At 42.1% G+C, this 16,904-nt stretch carries 21 protein-coding genes and 1 tRNA gene; 11 read left to right on the plus strand and 11 right to left on the minus strand.

Annotation, left to right across the window (positions count from 1 at the left end; all coding sequences use genetic code 11):
- The first annotated feature begins 34 nt into the window (after positions 1 to 34).
- Positions 35 to 385 carry a hypothetical protein gene (locus SYN7509_RS0213005; protein ID WP_009632624.1) on the plus strand — a complete coding sequence of 117 codons (351 nt, stop codon included), beginning with the start codon at positions 35 to 37 and terminating at the stop codon, positions 383 to 385.
- An 18-nt stretch (positions 386 to 403) separates the two neighbouring features.
- On the opposite strand, the gene SYN7509_RS0213010 is transcribed toward SYN7509_RS0213005, so the two are convergent.
- Entirely contained in the window at positions 404 to 826 is a 423-nt protein-coding gene (locus SYN7509_RS0213010; RefSeq protein WP_028954292.1) for an FHA domain-containing protein, read from the minus strand.
- Positions 827 to 1,159: 333 nt separating this feature from the next.
- On the opposite strand from SYN7509_RS0213010, the gene SYN7509_RS0213015 reads away from it, so the two are divergent.
- The gene (locus tag SYN7509_RS0213015) at positions 1,160 to 2,173 is read left to right on the plus strand and encodes an amidohydrolase family protein (protein ID WP_009632622.1); all 1,014 of its coding nucleotides are present in this window, start codon (positions 1,160 to 1,162) and stop codon (positions 2,171 to 2,173) included.
- On the opposite strand, the gene SYN7509_RS0213020 is transcribed toward SYN7509_RS0213015, so the two are convergent.
- Positions 2,170 to 3,084, minus strand: a complete 915-nt coding sequence (locus SYN7509_RS0213020) for a cation diffusion facilitator family transporter (RefSeq protein ID WP_009632621.1) — start codon at positions 3,082 to 3,084, stop codon at positions 2,170 to 2,172. The genes SYN7509_RS0213015 and SYN7509_RS0213020 overlap by 4 nt on opposite strands.
- Here SYN7509_RS0213020 and SYN7509_RS31330 point away from each other — a divergent pair.
- Positions 3,058 to 3,183, plus strand: a complete 126-nt coding sequence (locus SYN7509_RS31330; protein WP_255327310.1) for a hypothetical protein — start codon at positions 3,058 to 3,060, stop codon at positions 3,181 to 3,183. The genes SYN7509_RS0213020 and SYN7509_RS31330 overlap by 27 nt on opposite strands.
- Here SYN7509_RS31330 and SYN7509_RS0213030 read toward each other — a convergent pair.
- The 4 genes from SYN7509_RS0213030 to SYN7509_RS0213045 all read right to left on the minus strand — a co-directional run bounded on the left by SYN7509_RS0213030 (position 3,180) and on the right by SYN7509_RS0213045 (position 7,273).
- Complete coding sequence (locus tag SYN7509_RS0213030) at positions 3,180 to 3,755, minus strand: glyoxalase-like domain protein (protein WP_202807232.1); 576 nt, start codon at positions 3,753 to 3,755, stop codon at positions 3,180 to 3,182. The two genes, SYN7509_RS31330 and SYN7509_RS0213030, sit on opposite strands and share 4 nt — an antisense overlap.
- 161 nt (positions 3,756 to 3,916) lie before the next feature.
- Positions 3,917 to 4,561 (minus strand): hypothetical protein, encoded by a 645-nt coding sequence (locus SYN7509_RS25885; protein ID WP_009632619.1) that lies wholly within the window; start codon positions 4,559 to 4,561, stop codon positions 3,917 to 3,919.
- A 121-nt stretch (positions 4,562 to 4,682) separates the two neighbouring features.
- The gene (locus SYN7509_RS0213040; protein WP_009632618.1) at positions 4,683 to 5,531 is read right to left on the minus strand and encodes a DUF2267 domain-containing protein; all 849 of its coding nucleotides are present in this window, start codon (positions 5,529 to 5,531) and stop codon (positions 4,683 to 4,685) included.
- Between the two features lie 290 nt (positions 5,532 to 5,821).
- Positions 5,822 to 7,273 carry a sensor histidine kinase gene (locus SYN7509_RS0213045; protein WP_009632617.1) on the minus strand — a complete coding sequence of 484 codons (1,452 nt, stop codon included), beginning with the start codon at positions 7,271 to 7,273 and terminating at the stop codon, positions 5,822 to 5,824.
- A gap of 99 nt (positions 7,274 to 7,372) precedes the next feature.
- Here SYN7509_RS0213045 and SYN7509_RS25890 point away from each other — a divergent pair, with 99 nt between their 5' ends.
- A complete protein-coding gene (locus SYN7509_RS25890) occupies positions 7,373 to 8,158 on the plus strand; it encodes a WecB/TagA/CpsF family glycosyltransferase (protein ID WP_009632616.1) in 786 nt (261 codons plus the stop codon).
- Between the two features lie 10 nt (positions 8,159 to 8,168).
- Here the strand turns inward: SYN7509_RS25890 and trxA are convergent, their stop codons facing one another.
- Positions 8,169 to 8,486: a thioredoxin gene (gene trxA / locus SYN7509_RS0213055; protein ID WP_028954294.1), complete on the minus strand. Its 318-nt coding sequence runs from the start codon at positions 8,484 to 8,486 to the stop codon at positions 8,169 to 8,171.
- A 113-nt stretch (positions 8,487 to 8,599) separates the two neighbouring features.
- On the opposite strand from trxA, the gene fabG reads away from it, so the two are divergent.
- Positions 8,600 to 9,364, plus strand: coding sequence for a 3-oxoacyl-[acyl-carrier-protein] reductase (fabG, locus tag SYN7509_RS0213060; RefSeq protein WP_009632614.1), 765 nt, complete (start codon positions 8,600 to 8,602; stop codon positions 9,362 to 9,364).
- Here fabG and SYN7509_RS0213065 read toward each other — a convergent pair.
- The 3 genes from SYN7509_RS0213065 to SYN7509_RS0213075 all read right to left on the minus strand — a co-directional run bounded on the left by SYN7509_RS0213065 (position 9,361) and on the right by SYN7509_RS0213075 (position 12,477).
- On the minus strand, positions 9,361 to 10,452 hold the full coding sequence (locus tag SYN7509_RS0213065; RefSeq protein ID WP_009632613.1) for an MraY family glycosyltransferase: 1,092 nt from the start codon (positions 10,450 to 10,452) through the stop codon (positions 9,361 to 9,363). The genes fabG and SYN7509_RS0213065 overlap by 4 nt on opposite strands.
- Before the next feature lie 100 nt (positions 10,453 to 10,552).
- The gene (locus tag SYN7509_RS0213070) at positions 10,553 to 11,410 is read right to left on the minus strand and encodes a methylated-DNA--[protein]-cysteine S-methyltransferase (protein ID WP_009632612.1); all 858 of its coding nucleotides are present in this window, start codon (positions 11,408 to 11,410) and stop codon (positions 10,553 to 10,555) included.
- A gap of 134 nt (positions 11,411 to 11,544) precedes the next feature.
- Positions 11,545 to 12,477: a serine hydrolase gene (locus SYN7509_RS0213075; protein ID WP_009632611.1), complete on the minus strand. Its 933-nt coding sequence runs from the start codon at positions 12,475 to 12,477 to the stop codon at positions 11,545 to 11,547.
- A 40-nt stretch (positions 12,478 to 12,517) separates the two neighbouring features.
- On the opposite strand from SYN7509_RS0213075, the gene SYN7509_RS0213080 reads away from it, so the two are divergent.
- Genes SYN7509_RS0213080 through SYN7509_RS0213090 form a run of 3 tightly spaced genes read left to right on the plus strand, consistent with a single transcriptional unit; the run spans position 12,518 to position 15,480 of the window.
- Positions 12,518 to 13,201, plus strand: a complete 684-nt coding sequence (locus tag SYN7509_RS0213080) for a C40 family peptidase (protein ID WP_009632610.1) — start codon at positions 12,518 to 12,520, stop codon at positions 13,199 to 13,201.
- Positions 13,201 to 14,208 (plus strand): glycosyltransferase family 2 protein, encoded by a 1,008-nt coding sequence (locus tag SYN7509_RS0213085; protein WP_009632609.1) that lies wholly within the window; start codon positions 13,201 to 13,203, stop codon positions 14,206 to 14,208. The genes SYN7509_RS0213080 and SYN7509_RS0213085 overlap by 1 nt, the downstream gene beginning before the upstream one ends.
- A gap of 42 nt (positions 14,209 to 14,250) precedes the next feature.
- Entirely contained in the window at positions 14,251 to 15,480 is a 1,230-nt protein-coding gene (locus SYN7509_RS0213090) for an MFS transporter (RefSeq protein WP_009632608.1), read from the plus strand.
- A gap of 49 nt (positions 15,481 to 15,529) precedes the next feature.
- On the opposite strand, the gene SYN7509_RS0213095 is transcribed toward SYN7509_RS0213090, so the two are convergent.
- Positions 15,530 to 15,603 (minus strand) — tRNA-Arg (locus tag SYN7509_RS0213095).
- 36 nt (positions 15,604 to 15,639) lie between these two features.
- Here SYN7509_RS0213095 and moaC point away from each other — a divergent pair.
- From moaC to SYN7509_RS0213110, 3 genes are all read left to right on the plus strand, one after another.
- Positions 15,640 to 16,143, plus strand: a complete 504-nt coding sequence (moaC, locus tag SYN7509_RS0213100) for a cyclic pyranopterin monophosphate synthase MoaC (protein WP_009632607.1) — start codon at positions 15,640 to 15,642, stop codon at positions 16,141 to 16,143.
- An 89-nt stretch (positions 16,144 to 16,232) separates the two neighbouring features.
- A complete protein-coding gene (locus tag SYN7509_RS0213105; protein WP_009632606.1) occupies positions 16,233 to 16,493 on the plus strand; it encodes a hypothetical protein in 261 nt (86 codons plus the stop codon).
- 77 nt (positions 16,494 to 16,570) lie between these two features.
- A complete protein-coding gene (locus SYN7509_RS0213110; RefSeq protein WP_009632605.1) occupies positions 16,571 to 16,876 on the plus strand; it encodes a DUF3181 family protein in 306 nt (101 codons plus the stop codon).
- Positions 16,877 to 16,904 lie beyond the last annotated feature (28 nt).

Consider the following 16,904-nt stretch of genomic DNA (forward strand, 5'->3'; position numbering starts at 1 on the left):
GGAATTAGTAGAGTATTTGAGTGTATGAAATCCAATGGCTCGTTACAATTGTTCTTTTGCTGTGGCATCTGGAAATAATCATAGTTTACGGCAATCAATTAAGGAGATTTTGCTTAGTTGTAGCTTAGATATTATCTACGATCAAAGCGAATACATTATGGCGCGGGAAATTCCAGGTAAAGTATCTTTAGCTAAACTTGTATCCGTAGAAGTACTGATTGATGGAACTACAGCTACCGAGTCAAAAACGCGGGTAAGCTTAGTTGTAAAAAATGAAGAATTGCCGTTGCAAGTTGCCAATCACTGCTATCAAGTATTTGAGCGTGTCAATAGCGCGATTTCTCTTAATCAAACTTGGCAAAGTGTAGAAAGCATAGCCAGTTGAGCAAGAATTCCAAGTTGTTCACTCATCAAAATCTGGCATCATGTTAGGGCCAATTAGCGTGACATCAAACTCATCCGTTGGCAATGATGGCATAGTCTCTCGACTGAGGAGATAGTATATAGCCCGGACTTGAGGTCCAAAAATAATCTCATCTTGATTTTTTAGATCGTGAGCCAAGATTTTTCTGCCGTTAATTAGCATTCCATTGGCGCTAGGTCTACCCTTAGAATCACCGTCAACAATGCGATAGTAACAGCTACCATCTTCTTTAGGTAGCTGAACTAACGTGGCATGACGGCGCGATACAAACTGCGAAAACAGCCGAATATCGCACCGAGTGTCTCTACCAATAGAGTAAACAGAATTGTCAAGTAAAAATTGCTTACGTCCTTGATCGTCTTCAATAATTAGTAAATGCCTCGGATTGTTTTGGGAAGCCATTGAAGAAACGGTAAGAAAATAGTTTAGGAGGGTTAAGAAGCGATACTTTTTTGCCGCGTAGCAGCTTTGGTAGCTAGGATAATAGTTGGAAATTTTATCTTGACTTAGTTTAACTCCAATTGAGCAAAAAATTAGAGAATAGTGTTGCCTCAAAGCTTCCATAGTAAAACTCAAGCAAAAAATAGTTCCCCGCATCTTTTTAACAATGGTGTATTGCTACGGTGGTACGTTTGTTGCTAAAAACAAATTAGCCTGAAAAAATAAGTAAATTGCCTGTAATTTGTCAAGTTGGTTTTGCTAAAATTAATTAATATTAATAGTAGGTTGCTGATTGTGACTTTATATGCTGAATTGCACCGTCACCTAGGCGGTTCGGTTGTGCCGCGAATTTTATGGCGTTACTTTCAGCGTCATTCTACAGAATTAGTAGAGCGATTTCCTGATTATCTTGAATTTGAAGAATTTTACACGCGATCGCGCAATACGCTAGAGGAGTATTTGGAACTACATACTTTAGTTGAAAGCGTCCAAACAGTACAGACTTTGCCATACTTTATATACCGTTTAATTCGCGGCGCGTATATATTTGAAAACTTAGCTTATTTAGAACTGCGTTACACGCCTTATTTGCGGACACCAGAGCATTTGAGTCAATCGGAGCGGATTGATAAAATGGCGGAGATTGTGGAAGTTGTGGGCATTGCTAGCAGCGTTCGCGAGTACCCGATTGTTACTAGCCAAATACTTTGTATGCACTCCAAGTTACCTTACGAAGTGAATAAAGCGATCGTGGACTTGGCAATTAACAACAAACAGTATGTGTGCGGTGTAGATGTAGCGGGGGGAGATAGTCAGTATAGCGATAGATTAGAGGAGTTTATTGGCTTGTACGAGTACGCGCTCTCGCAAAACGTGAAAACCACAGGACATCTCTATGAAACTTCCTCTGGTTGTTATCCCGAATTATTACCTTACTTAATGCGCGTTGGGCATGGGATTCAAATTCCTTTGCTGTATCCAGAGTTATTAGGAGAAGTAGCTAGGCGCAAGCAATGCTTAGAAGTTTGTCCGACTACCTACTTCAAAACCGGAACTTTGAGTCAGATGCAGCAATTAAAAGTAGTATTTGACCGTTGTTTTGAGGCGGGGGTAGATATTGCTATTTGTACTGACAATGCGGGATTGCACAATGTTCGGTTGCCCTTTGAGTACGAAAACTTGTTAACTCAAAACATTATCAACTTTGAACAACTTACTGCTTGTCAAGATGCAGCCTTTCGTCATGCCTTTGCTTGGCCCTACCGCGATCGCCCAGCAACGATTTTGACGGGGTTATTACAAGCTTAAACTCGGTGATGAGGAGCCAAAGTGCAAGGATAATTGCGATCGCCTATTTCTACTTGAATTGTGGCATGGTCGATATCAAATAGGTGGTGAAGTTCGCCGCATAGCTGAGTCAAAAAGCGATCGTCAGGACAGCCACTAGGCATAACTAAATGTACGGTAAGGGCGGTTTCAGTGGTACTCATTGCCCAAATATGCAGATCGTGTACTTCTGTTACGCCCTCTCTTTGCTCTAGGTAAGTGCGAACGGCAACCAATTCAATTCCTGATGGTACGCCATCAAGGGCAAGATTTATTGATTCAAGTAATAGCTGCCACGTGCCAAAAACAATTACAGCGACAATAATCAAGCTGACAACGGGATCGAACCATAACCACCCCGTAGTCAAAATCGCTATCCCCGCTAATACTACTCCCAAAGACACTAGAGCATCCGCCGCCATATGCAGGAAAGCGCCTCGGATATTCAAGTCGCTTTTGCGTCCAGATACAAATAGCAAGGCGGTGGCGGTGTTAATGACGATGCCAACCGCCGCAACGCTGATAATAGTTATACCCTCTACTGAACTTGGCGCTAAAAAGCGCTGTACCGCTTCCCAACCAATGCCGCCAGTAACTAACAGTAAAAATATCGCGTTAAATAAAGCCGCCAAAATAGAGGAGCGGCGCAGTCCGTAAGTGTGGCTTGTGGAGGGGAGGCGACGCGAAAGAATGCTTGCGCCCCAAGCTAGGAACAAGCCAAGTACATCGCTTAAATTGTGACCTGCATCCGCTAAAAGGGCAAGGGAATTGGCAAAAATTCCATAGGTGGCTTCAATAGCCACAAAGCCGCTATTAAGAATAATCCCGATGATAAAAGCGCGGTTATAATTTTTGGGGGCGTGGCTATGGTCGTGATGATGATGGGCGGACATAGGTTAATTGTTAAATTAATTGTTCGTTGCTGGAGCGAAGTCTTTGAGCGCAGCGCGATCGCATTTTACCCCAAGCATTTACAGCAACAATCTATTTAATTTGACACTTCCGCCATTTCAATAACTCGTTCTTCTAAATCTTTGACTAAAAAGTTTAGGGGTTTTTGATTGCGAATTTTGTGCTTTAAGCCCCGCATTTCTACCCGCATTAATACTTGCTCTAAACAATCTCTGTCAAAACACACGTGGCGCTGTTGATTTTTTTTGCCCAGATTCGCACCAGAAATTACGTGCAGTTGATTATTTTTTTTCAACTGATACCATAAACCATCCGGGGCGTTGAGATTTCTACCACTACTAATCCCAGGGCTTGCAGACATATATAAAGGATCGATTCCGGCAGTTACGCCCATGGATTGCTCGTAGTTGTAGTAGTAGTGTAGAGGTATGTCCGCCGTTGGTAAGTCTAGTAACCCTTCATAGAATTGCCTGGCAATTTCCATATCTGACACCATAATTGTGTGTACTTTGGGTGCGCTAGTTAGAAACATCCACATCGCCCCCGCATAGGCTACTAAGAGCATGACCATAATGCCTTGAGTAGAGAGCAAAGTATCCAGAGGTAATGAAAAAAATGCGCCAAGAGTGAAGGGAAATTGAAGTACTACCATAGCAACTACTAAAACCATGAATAATCCAATATAAAAATTTAGTTAGTAATTTTAGTGTATCAAAACTATACAAAATTCTGATTTAGCACAAAATCGCCTCATAACTACTAAAAAGTAATTTAAGGCGATCGCAATTCTTTAGCCCAAATAACAACCTTAGCTTAGTAAATTAACAACGATCCACCTTCTCTAACTCTAACCGCCCGCCGATCTTGATCGAGATTTAGGGCTTCGTCTAATCTTAGTTCTAATATTCCCGGCGCAGCAGGTTTGGGTATGACTTTAATTAATCCGCCATCTTCGCGTAAGACTGTGACTGTAACAGGCATGGCTATATCTTGCAACAAAAAATTTGTGTTTCCTGTTAATTGGCGCTGATTGGTATGTCCGACTAATTCGTAAGTAACTTCGGTATTGGTAGTATTCATCAGCCGAATATTAAATTGTCCATTAATCGCTTTAACTAATGCTATTCTATTTTCCTGCGCCTCTGACCAAGGTTTTACTTCGGTTTCGCTAGGTATGGCGTTTTGGGCATCGCTATTTTCTGGTGTGGGAGCTTGTTTTGTCAGCCGCAGTTTTTCTGCAAGTACAAGGATTGAACGATTGTAGGGAGCTTCCGAAAAAATCCTGGGATGGGGATTGAGAGCAGAATTTTCTTTAGGTGTCTCTACTTTAGTTACTTGAGAAAGCTTTAGTTTGCTGGTTATTTCAGGATTAGCACTTACTGAAGTAGCGATCGCTACTAACGGTAGTCCAATTAATACAGAACGTGTCACTAAACCAACTATTTTTGCCTTAATCATTCTCTCTCCTTAACATCTTTAACTTAATTGTTATTGACTAAAATCTTAGACTCAGAAGCATTCATACTCAAAATAATTACACTTTAGCAAAATTATTTTTGTATAAATGCTTCTTTTTCAGTTAAGCTTCATTCCAAAACTGGCGAATTTCATCCGGTAAAAAGCTGGCAATTTCTTTAATTCGTTCTTCAGACAACTCATCTTTAGTTGCCCAAAATACTGCTTTTATTACTGTTTCTGCCCCTACGGCTCTAGGCAAACCAGCTTCTTGATTAATCCTAAATAAGAAAGTACCAGATTTAATTTTTAGTGGTGGTCTAACTCTACTCAAAAACCGAGTAATCGGGTTAGTATCGTTCCACAAATCGGCAATTTCATTTTGCAATGCTTTGTCTTCGGTGGGTTCAGCAGGTTCGTGGAGTTCTTCAGCAACGCGGTCAGAGGCTTCCTTTGTCATCATGTCTCGCATTGTGCGAAACACAACTTCTGTAACGTCTCTAGCATCAAAAATATCTTCTAAATTTGCCCGAATTGCCACTTTTTCTAAAAACGGCATATCATCGGTAGCAATGGGTACGGAAGGCCCTTCATTGAGAGCTTCGGGAGGATTTTCCTCCATTCTTTCGAGGATTTTACGTCCTTTTTCTGTAAGTTCTGCGGCTTTGAAAGTAATTAAATGAGGTAATGGCCCGTCTGGCGCACCAAAGGAATTAGCAATTCTCAAATCAAACTCTTTAGCATCTACCGCATCAGGAACATCTTCTTGATTTGCATAGGCATTACCAGTAAATTCAGCTTTAATAAATTGCTTTTGATTCAAGTAATCCAAATGTCCCAAGAGTTCAGTTTGAGTTAAGCTGCGACCCACAAAGTCTTTCGCATCGAAGCTAACGTCGTGCATTTTTTGCCCGCTTTCGTTAATCTTCTTTAAAATGATGTAAGCAACATCTTCTCTTAATGGAATTGGCATTAACTTCTCCTAATTCTTCATCAAAGGTCTGCGGTGGTTATCGTTTAGTTAATTGCTCTTAAGAGTTTTTGCCAGTAAAATACTTTTTACTATTAGCGCTATATAACTATTTATCGGTCAACTAATTAACGATTTATCTAACCGCCGAATTATAAAATAGGAGAAAATCTTACACGCTCACATCTGCCACAGGAAGCATTTGCTTAACGTATAAGTTTATTAAATTGAAGTCCAAAGTACATTGCCTTTAATTTTATCAGTCGTACTACCTCAAAAAGTGAGGTTTGTGCTTAATTTGTTGGTTCTAGAACTAGAGGGAAAGTAACAGTAAAAGTTGTACCTTGGTGCAGGATACTTGTAGCCTGAATTTGCCCATAGTGATTTAAGACAATGGCAGAGGCGATCGCTAAACCCAAGCCCGAACCACTATTATTAGTATGGCTGCGAGCGGGGTCTACTCGATAAAAGCGGTCAAATAATCGCGGTAAATCGGCGCTGGCGATTCCCATCCCCGTATCAACAATTTTGACTTGCATTGTCCCTGGTGGTGCTTGGCGCGACGGTAATTCGTTGTTAGAGGGGATTCTTTGCAAGATTACTTGAACGCGATCGCCTGCACTACTATAATTTAGGGCGTTCTCAATTAAGTTGGTGAATAGTCGCGCCAACTGATTCCAATCACCAGAAAGTGCAAACCAGCTATCTATTTGTTCTGGTGTAGGCTCGGCGCTCGTCGATGATTCTATTAGTTCTAAAGATAGAGCAATATTTTTTTCCTTTGCTAGTAACTGTTGTTCCTCGACAACTTCCATCAATAGAGCATCTATTGGACAATTATCAAATTGCGGTGGTACTAATCCGCTATCTTGTCTAGCTAGAAATAGCAAATCGTCCACTAATCGCCCTAAGCGCTTAGTCAAGCGCTCTAAAACCTTTAAGTTTTGACGATATTGCCCGGAAGTCAAATTAGACAAATCGCTCAACTCCGGCTCTGCTAGAGCCACCTGGATGTTCGTTTGAATCAAAGTAATAGGGCTTCTTAATTCGTGAGAAGCATCGGCGGTAAACTGTTTGAGGCGTTGGTAGGATAGTAATACAGGTTCCATCGCTTTCCCCGACAAAAACCAGCCGCAAAGCGCCACCGACAAAACCATTAATCCCGTTCCCAAACTCAAATCGATGGCTAACTGCTGAATGGGTTTAGTAACTTCAAACCAAGGATGACTAACACGCAAATAACCCAAAACCTGCCGCCCAACTTGGATTCTTTGGGTTACTTGCCGCAATAATAGGGGTGAATAACTAATGTCGTTTTTCTGACGATCGGGTTTTTTGAGGATTTGGACAGTTTCCGCCGTCCGATTGAAATGGATGGGAATAGCCAATGGTTCAGAGAAAGTTGACCAGAGCAAGTCGCCTGTAGAATTAAACCACTCAAGATCAATGCGATCGTCTTCTACAGTATCTTCATTATTTCTAAAACTAGCTTCTACATTAATATGCAGCTTTTTACCAATTTCGGTGTAGTCTGGCTCAATAACTAAACTGCGCTCTACTATTTCCACTACATGAAGTAAAGTGTCATCGACTCGTTCAATCAAGGTACTACGGACATAAAAATATACCCCAATCGCAAAAACTAACAGCAATACTGCGGTTACAGTGGTATACCAAATAGCTAGACGACGACGGGTAGCATAAAACATGGTGCGGGTATTTTGCCAAAGTTGCGATAAATCCATCAATCGCACCCAGCTAAATAACCTACTCGGATTAAGTTAAAATGAGCTAAGGCTAACCGATTGAGAACTGTGTATTTTAAGGTTAGCGATAAATTAATTATGATTGAAACCCCTCAGCAATTTTCTATACTGGGGCTACCGATTCATTTAATGGATGATTATGTCGGCTGGCTGTATGCGCGTCTCCAAGCAGGAATTGGCACTCATGTAGTGACGCTTAATGCTGAAATGACCATACTTTGCGAAACTCACGAGGCTTTAAGAAAAATCGTTGAGCAAGCAGATTTAACCATTCCTGATGGTTCGGGAATAGTTTTTTATCTCCAATTGCACGGTAAAAAAATTCGTCGTTGTCCAGGAATTGAACTAGCAGAAGCCTTGTTAAAAACGGCGGGGAGCAACGGTCACAACCAAAGAGTTTTCTTTTATGGTGGCGCACCAGGAGTTGCGGCTTCCGCCGCCCAAGCGATTAAGCAAAAATACGAGGGCATCAATATTGTAGGCGCTCAACACGGCTTTATTCAGGGCGCAGAGATAGAAGAATTAAAAAAAAGTCTCATCGCCCTGCAACCACAGTTAATTTTTGTCGGCTTAGGAGTGCCGCGTCAAGAATTATGGATTGCCCAAAATCGTTCTTTGTGTCCTCAAGCTACTTGGATTGGCATCGGTGGCAGCTTAGATATATGGTCTGGTATCAAGTCTAGAGCGCCAGCTATACTTGCAAACAACCATTTAGAATGGCTGTACAGGTTGTATCAAGAGCCTTGGCGCTGGCGGCGAATGACGGCTTTACCAATCTTTGCGCGTAAAGCAATAGTATATAGATTTACTCACCCTAGTGCGTTGGATGAGCAACTGCCTATCAATGAAGCGCCACCAAAGTAAATTTATTAATCTAGATCAAAGGCTGTAAGCGCTTAATTAAAGCATCGGCTTGGATTACGCCTTCAATACGTTCTACAGATTGACCTTGCTTGAAAACTACCAAAGTTGGCAAAGCATGAATATGGTGCGTACTTGCTAGTTGAGGATATTTGTCAGTATTAATTTTTACTACCCGCAACCGATCTTTGAGTTGGTTGTTTACCTGCTCTAAAATCGGAGCCATCATTTGACACGGGCCGCACCAATCAGCGTAAAAGTCAACCAATACTGGTAAGTCCGATTGAGCAATTAATTCTTCAAAGTTGTTGAACTGCTGTTTAGTAGCCATAGAACACAATAGTTTTACTTTTCTATCTCTAATTTTAACCTGTTGATTTTGCGGTTTCAAAATTAGGTACATATTTGCGTAAAATCGTTAAACAGTTTTACAAAGGAATTTTAATGGAAGCACTACCAGAACAATTACAAAAGCTAAAATCGCAAGTAGCGTTAGTTACAGGAGCATCGCGGGGAATCGGACGGGCGATCGCCCTTAGTTTAGCAACAGAGGGCGCTAGTGTAGTTGTAAATTATGCAAATTCTAGTGCGGCGGCGCAAGAAGTAGTAAAGGAAATTGTGGCGGGTGGGGGAAATGCGATCGCTCTGCAAGCTGATGTTTCTAAAGCTGACCAAGTAGACAGTTTACTTAAAGCAGTAATGGATAAATGGCAACGCATCGATATTTTAGTTAATAATGCCGGAATTACCCGCGATACGCTGTTATTACGCATGAAGCTGGAAGATTGGCAGGCGGTAATTGACCTGAATTTAACCGGAGTATTTTTGTGTACTCGCGCCGCTAGTAAAGTTATGCTCAAGCAACGTTCTGGACGAATTATTAATATTGCTTCGGTTTCCGGGCAAATGGGCAACCCCGGACAAGCCAACTACAGCGCCGCCAAGGCTGGGGTAATTGGTTTTACCAAAACTGTAGCCAAAGAACTTGCAGTACGCGGCATCACCTCTAACGCTGTCGCTCCGGGCTTTATTACTACAGACATGACAAGCGGCGTACAAGCGGAGGAAGTTTTAAAATATATTCCTTTGGGGCGCTACGGTCAACCCGAAGAAATTGCGGGAATGGTGCGCTTTTTAGCTGCTGACCCGGCGGCGGCTTATATTACCGGGCAAGTATTTAACGTTGATGGCGGGATGGTGATGGCTTAAGCTTTTTCTAACACCGCCCGGATTCTCTGCCAAACGGTAAAGCTTAAAAGTAGGATAATGGCGATCGCCGTTGTAAATATGACAGCTATATTCATCCCTTGAAATCTCATTGCCACTAGGTTAGAAGCCAAAGTCACAACCCAAAGAGTGAGGGCAGTATGGCGTTGAGATAATCCCAGCGCCAGCAAGCGATGATGTAAATGATCTTTGCCAGGAGTGCTAAGAGGATTTTTACCCGCCATTAACCGCCGCACAAATACTTGAGTTGTATCTAATACAGGCAAAAGCAAAAATAAGGCGGTAGGAACGATCGCAAATACAGTATTTACTTTCAAGTTACCCAAAATACTAGCGGCTGCCAGCACGTAGCCAAAAAAGTAAGCTCCCGCATCGCCCATAATTATATGAGAAGGGTGGAAATTGTGACGTAAAAACCCCAAAGCAGCACCGCCGAGCGCCGCCAAGAGAAAGGTAGCCGCAGCACGACTTTCAAACTGAGCGGAGACTGCCAAAAGGCTCATAGCGGTAATAAAACTGATTCCTCCGGCTAAACCATCCATTCCATCCATTAAATTGACGGCGTTAGTAATTCCCACCACCCACAACAAAGTAATTAATGTTGATAATAGGGGGTCGATGGGCGTACCTAAAGTAACTTGAATATGTATGCCATTAGCAATTAACAACATCGATGCCAAAATCTGAGCGAGTAGGCGAATGTAGGGGGGTAAACCATATTGGTCATCAATAAAACCTACTAGCACCAACATTGAACCACCTAGCAGAATTGTTAAGACTTCCGCCAGCACATTTTCTAGGACAATGGGGCGCAAAAATGTAGCAAGAATCAGCGCCGCCACTACTCCCGCATAGATAGCCAATCCACCAGCATTCGGCAACGGTTCGTGGTTGAGTCTTCGGGCGTTTGGCTCGTCTGCCCAACCTACACGCAAGGCAAAAGAGCGCACGGCTGGAATAAAACGGTAAGTTGTCACCCAAGCTACTACAAAAGTGAATACTACCACCAGCCACCCTGTACCGCCAGGGTTGGCAATGCCAAGGGATTGAAGCAATCCGTACAGGTTCATGAGCAATTCCATTACTACTATCAAAGCTGAATATCAGCATCAAGAGTATATTAATCAATATTTTCAGATTTCACTCAGATTTGATAAAAACTTCCGCTAGTTAGTTGAGTTGTATTTGCTTCTGAGTTTGCCCAGCTTCCCAACCTAATAGCGCTTTTTTCCGCTCCAATCCCCAACGAAACCCGCCCAATTCGCCAGTTTCTCGAATTACGCGATGACAGGGAATTAAGTAGCCAACGGGATTATTACCCAAAGCATTACCAACGGCTCTAGCTGAAGTGGGACGACCGATCGCATTTGCTAAACTTTGGTAAGTTGCAAGTCCGCCAAACGGTACTTTTAATAGCGCCCGCCAAACTTGAATTTGAAAATTAGTGCCTTTGACAAACAAAACTAAAGGCTGTTTGGTAGTAATAGGGGCAAAAATGCGATCGCACATTTCTTGAGTTGCTTGTCTATCCTCCACAATCTCAGCCTTTGACCACTCTAAGCGCAGCAAATTTTCAGCATCTTTGCAAGTATCATCCAAAAAACGCAGATTACAAATACCACGAGTAGTCATTGCAATTAAACATTCACCAAAAGGGCTTTGATGCACTCCGTAGATAATCTGTAACCCTGTACCGCCTGCTTTAAATTCACCGGGGGACATAGCTTCTAGCTTTACAAACAAATCGTGCAAGCGCCCCGGACTTGATAAACCCACATCGCCAGTAAGATTTAATAAGCTTTTTGTTTCAGCAATTTTTGCTTTTGCATATTCTACGGTTAGGTATTGCAAGAAACGTTTGGGACTAATACCCGCCCATTTTGTAAATAGCCTTTGAAAATGATACTCGCTTAAGTTTACGTGGGCTGCAACCGTTGCTAAATCTGGCTGCTGTGAATAATTTTCACTTATAAATGCGATCGCTTTAGCAATAAGTTGATAATCGCTAGTTTCTACAAAGGAAGTCATAAATATATTTCGTCTATTACTTCTCAATGTATTGATAGCCTTGGCTTTAAACCACCCATTTCTTGCGTAAAAAAGGAAAAAAATATTTTCCCCCTTTTTACGGGGAGTAGGGGCGCAATGCATTGCGCCCCTACTTACCCAACCACCTTATCGCTATATTCAGCGATTTTTGCGGAGATATACGGCAATATTGCTTTATTTTGACTAGCCGCGCCTTCAATAAACACGACTAATAAATAAGGTTGCTTCCCCGGAATCTCAATATAAGCCGCATCATGACGAACTTTGCTAGTCCAACCTGCCTTTGACCAAAGTTGGGCATTATTTGGCAAACCACCGCCTAAAAAGCCTGTAATTTGATTCTCCTCATCATTACTTAATTCTGTAAGACTACGCTTGAGTAATCCCATCATTGCTTGACTTTGCATAGCCGACACCGCCACCCCGCCGACAATACTATGCAATAGCCGTGCTGTAGCATTGGTAGTTAGCATATTGCGGTTGTCCATCAATTCCCCTACAAAAATCCTTTCGCGTCCGTAAGGGCCATCACCCCAAGTTTTTTGATTGATATTAATTGTTTGCAACTCCTCCCATCCCAAAGATTGAAAATAACGGTTAACAATATTGCGCTGCATTTTCCAAGTTTCAAAAGGCCCTGGGGGCAATTCCGGCCCACTTGTAGTACCGCTCAGAATGTCTACAACTAAGCTAGTTGCATCGTTGCTAGAATCAACGATCATGTCTTTAATGGCGCGTTCCAACTCTTTAGAAGTCTGGCTCATGCCTTTTTCGAGCCATTCACAAATTGCCACCAGGTAAAATAATTTGATCACACTAGCAGGGTAAATCTGCTCTACACCCCGGTAGCTAAAACCGCGCACCTCATGACCCCAAAAGGCTAGAGGACTAAGCGCACCGCCCGTATTGACAGGTACGGGAGCATCGTAAATAATCCAAGTTAAAGCAATAGAGTTGCGAGCAAGAATCGGAAATTCTGCCCAAGTTTCGGCTAGAATGCGATCGCCTAAAGTTTCAAGTTGCTGCTCTTTGCGGAAAAATGTCATAAATGGGATAAAGTTTTGAGATACCAAAAGATTACTGTGTATGGTATCCCTTCAGGAATTTCTGACAAATGAATATATCTGTCAGAGGAACTTAAATATTTACGACACTCCAAAAGGTGAGGGTTTGGTCACTCAAGCTGCCGCCGGAAGACATTTACAAGTTGTCTCTATCCTTGAAGATACAGCGATAGAGGTGTATTTGTGCGAGGACAATTACCCAGGATGGTTATTAGCGCAGGATTTGGACAACTTACAAGTAGCAAGTAACAAGTATAGAGCGATCGCACTTTCAAGCTCCGAAATTAAATCCCGTCTTCCCCAAGTAATTGATTTTACAATTCAAGCCATGCAACAGCCCAATTATTACCTCTGGGGAGGAACTGTAGCACCTAATTATGACTGTTCGGGATTAATGCAAGCGGCGTTTAAATCTGTAGGCGTTTGGCTACCTAGAGATGCTTATCAACAAGAAGCTTTTACCCAAAAAATTAGCTTTGAAGATTTGCTACCAGGAGACTTAGTATTTTTTGGTGCTAATGAAAAAGCAACTCATGTAGGATTATGTTTAGGCGATGGCTGCTATATTCATAGTTCTGGGCAAAAGCAGGGACGTAATGGCATTGGCATTGACAGGCTTTCGGAACACGGAGATGAGGTTGGTAAGTCGTATTACAAGCAACTGCGCGGTTTTGGCAGAGTGATGAGGAGTTACGAAAGGAATTGATGAGAGCATTAATTGAGGAAGGTATTGGGCGCAGACTTTTGGAAAGAGACGAAAGTCTAGCAGTTTCGGTAATTGTCCCGGTTTATAATGAGGTAGAAAGTTTGCCTCATTTAATTGCAGAAATTGCTAAAAGCCTGACTGAAAGCGGATTAAGTTACGAGATTATTTGTGTTGATGATGGCTCAAAAGATGGTTCGGCGCAGTTATTAAAACTAGAAGCCCAAAAACGCCCGGATTTGAAGGCGGTACTATTGCGACGCAACTATGGACAAACTGCGGCAATGGCAGCAGGATTTTATTATGCGCGATCGCATTCTATCGTAACTTTAGATGGCGATTTGCAAAACGACCCCGCAGATATTCCCCTATTACTAGCCAAATTAGCCGAAGGATACGATTTAGTTAGTGGTTGGCGACAAAAAAGGCAAGATGCGGCTTTAACTCGCTTACTTCCTTCCAAACTTGCTAACTTACTGATTGGGAAAGTAACAGGCGTAAAGTTACACGATTACGGTTGCTCGTTAAAAGCTTATCGCGCCGAAGTGGTCGCAGATATGAATTTGTACGGCGAATTGCATCGTTTTTTACCCGCTTTGGCGTACATTGAAGGCGCAAATATTACCGAAATTCCGGTACGCCATCACGCGCGGCGTTTTGGTCAAAGTAAGTACGGCTTGGGACGCACTTTTCGGGTAGTAATGGATTTATTAACCATTTACTTCATGAAGACATTTTTAACCCGCCCTATGCACGTTTTTGGTCTATTTGGCTTGCTTTCTACTGCTTTAGGTACAGTTTTAGGGCTGTACTTAACTTTTTTAAAGCTAGGATTGGGTCAAAGTATCGGCAATCGCCCTTTATTGATTTTGGCTGTATTGCTTGTGGTGGGAGGAGTCCAGTTATTTAGTTTTGGGCTATTAGCAGAATTACTCATGCGTACCTATCATGAATCTCAAGGGCGACCTATCTATCGCGTGCGAGAGGTCGTGGGGAAAAATGTTAATTAAAGTAACAATAGAGAAAGTTAGTGTACTAAATATTTAATTACTTTGAACGTTTTTTCGGATCTCGATCCTTCACTGCGGCGAAATTTAACAATCCTGTTTGCCGCCGGACTATTATTTTGGTCTAGTTTGACTGCTTTACTGCCTACTTTACCTTTATATGTAGAAGAATTAGGCGCATCGGAGCAACAAATTGGTTTTGTCATGGGCTGTTTTGCCATTGGTTTATTGCTATTTCGTTCGGTATTGGGACGTTTAGCTGACGAACACAGCCGCAAAATTGTATTGATAATTGGTATGTCAGTAGTAGCCACCGCCCCTTTGGGTTATTTGGTAGTAAAGTCAATTCCTTTACTAATGGTCATTCGAGCATTTCACGGTATTAGTATCGCGGCTTTTGCTACGGGTTACTCGGCTTTAATTGCGGATATTGCGCCGCCCCACAAGCGTGGCGAAGTCATTGGTTATATGAGTTTGGTAAATCCCATCGGTTTAGCTATTGGCCCGGCTTTAGGGGGTTTTCTGCAAGCGGGTGTGGGTTATATTCCTTTGTTCCTTTTGTCTTCGGGATTGGGGATGTTGGGACTAATTTTTACAAGCCAAGTAGTGAACCCAAAAATAGTTGCCGGATCTCCTAGCGATACTAAAGACAATGTATTTTGGAAATTGCTTTTTAGCCCCCGCGTCCGAGTCCCTGCTTTAGTTTTGTTGATGGTAGGTTTGGCTTTTGGGACTTTAAGTACCTTTGTGCCATTATTTATTAGATCGGTGGGTGTAGACTTAAATGCTGGGCTATTTTACACTGCTGCGGCGATCGCAAGTTTTGGTGTTAGATTAGTAGCCGGAAAAGCCAGCGATCGCTATGGACGCGGTTTATTTATTACCATTAGCTTAGTTCTCTATACTGCCTCTATGCTTTTATTATGGGTGGCAAATAGTCCTAGTACCTTCTTGATGGCGGCGGTAATTGAAGGGGCGGGTGCGGGGACATTAATCCCCATGATTGCGGCGATGATGGCTGACCGAGCTATGCCCACTGAACGCGGTAAAATTTTCGGTGTCTGTATGGTAGGCTTTGATGTGGGAATTGCGATCGCAGGGCCAGTTTTAGGTTTCATCGCCCAACAAGTCGGCTATCGCCACATCTTCGGTTTTGCAAGTGGTTTGACGTTTCTCGCGATTATTATTTTCCTTACCCAATCTAGTAAAGATTTACCCCATTCTTTGCGCTTTGCTTTGGGTAAAGGTAGAGATATTTATGCTACAAAAATGTAATAGAGACGTTGTTTACAACAACGTCTCTACAATCATCATTTCATCAATACGGGCGAGGAGGGATTCGAACCCCCGACACCGTGGTCCGTAGCCACGTACTCTAGTCCACTGAGCTACACGCCCTTGCAGAATTAATATATTATCACATCTATTTAGACAATGCAAGAATCTTTCCACAAACCTAGTTTGACTCATTTAGATGCCCAAGGACAAGCTCAAATGGTTGATGTATCTGGCAAAGTACCAACTATTCGCCAAGCAGTAGCCGAAGCTAAAGTAAGGATGCTACAAGCAACTTTTCAGGCAATTCAAGCGGGGAATGTGGCAAAAGGCGATGTATTGGGGACAGCTAGATTAGCAGGAATTATGGGCGCAAAACAAACATCGGCGTTGATTCCTTTATGTCATCCTTTACCAATTCAGAAAATAGAAGTTCAAATTACCCCCGATTTGCAATTGCCAGGTTATGTAATTAGAGCAACAGTTAAAACCAAAGCCGAAACCGGGGTAGAAATGGAAGCTTTAACGGCTGTATCAGTTGCGGCACTTACGTTGTACGACATGGCAAAAGCCTTAGAAAAATCTATAGTAATTGAATCAATTTGTTTAATTAGCAAAACTGGCGGTAAATCCGGCGACTATAGCTATAGCAATCCTATTTGATTTATAAACATATAACAGTAGGGGCGCAATGCATTGCGCCCCTACGCGATCGCACTTAAAATTAACTTTAGTATCTACAATCCTAATCCATGCCTCCTCGTTGGCCCCGCAAACCAGACCGCAAAGACCCAGCTTTTCGCAAGCTAGACGATAGAATGACCTTTGCTACTCATGTAGCAGCTTTTACCGCCATTAATTCGGGATTGTGGTTTTTTCACAACTTTAAATACGCTACTTGGGAATGGTTGCCTTGGTTTACAGCAATTCATCTAGTAGTATTACTATCGCATTTAATTTATATTAGTGCGATCGCCGATTACTCCTCAGAAACACCGCCCAAATCCACCTAAAGAAAGACTACGAACAGTAGAAGAACTCTCGGCAAATAAGCGATATTAGAAAATAGAACTATTATTTACTAACTATCATGGCTATTAACACTACAGAAGTAATAGAAAAACTCGCTTCAGAAATTGGCGAAAATGTGTACTTGGATATTGCTAAATGGCATTTATATTTATCCAATGCTCATTTACATACCCTTCTTGCCGAACAACTTTATCCAATTCTTAGCGCCAAATCTTTAGATGAAGACCGGGTTTTACACATTTTGCAATCAATCCCAGTTAAAATTGGTGGCGGCAAAAAGGAAGTATCGTTAATTGATTTTATGCCTATGCAGTGCCAAGTAATTTTGATGGACATTTTAGAAAAATATCAGCGCAACTTGTAAAAGAATGTTGAAAAAGTCTGTTGATTAG

The sequence above is a fragment of the Synechocystis sp. PCC 7509 genome (assembly GCF_000332075.2).
Taxonomy (GTDB): domain Bacteria; phylum Cyanobacteriota; class Cyanobacteriia; order Cyanobacteriales; family Chroococcidiopsidaceae; genus Aliterella.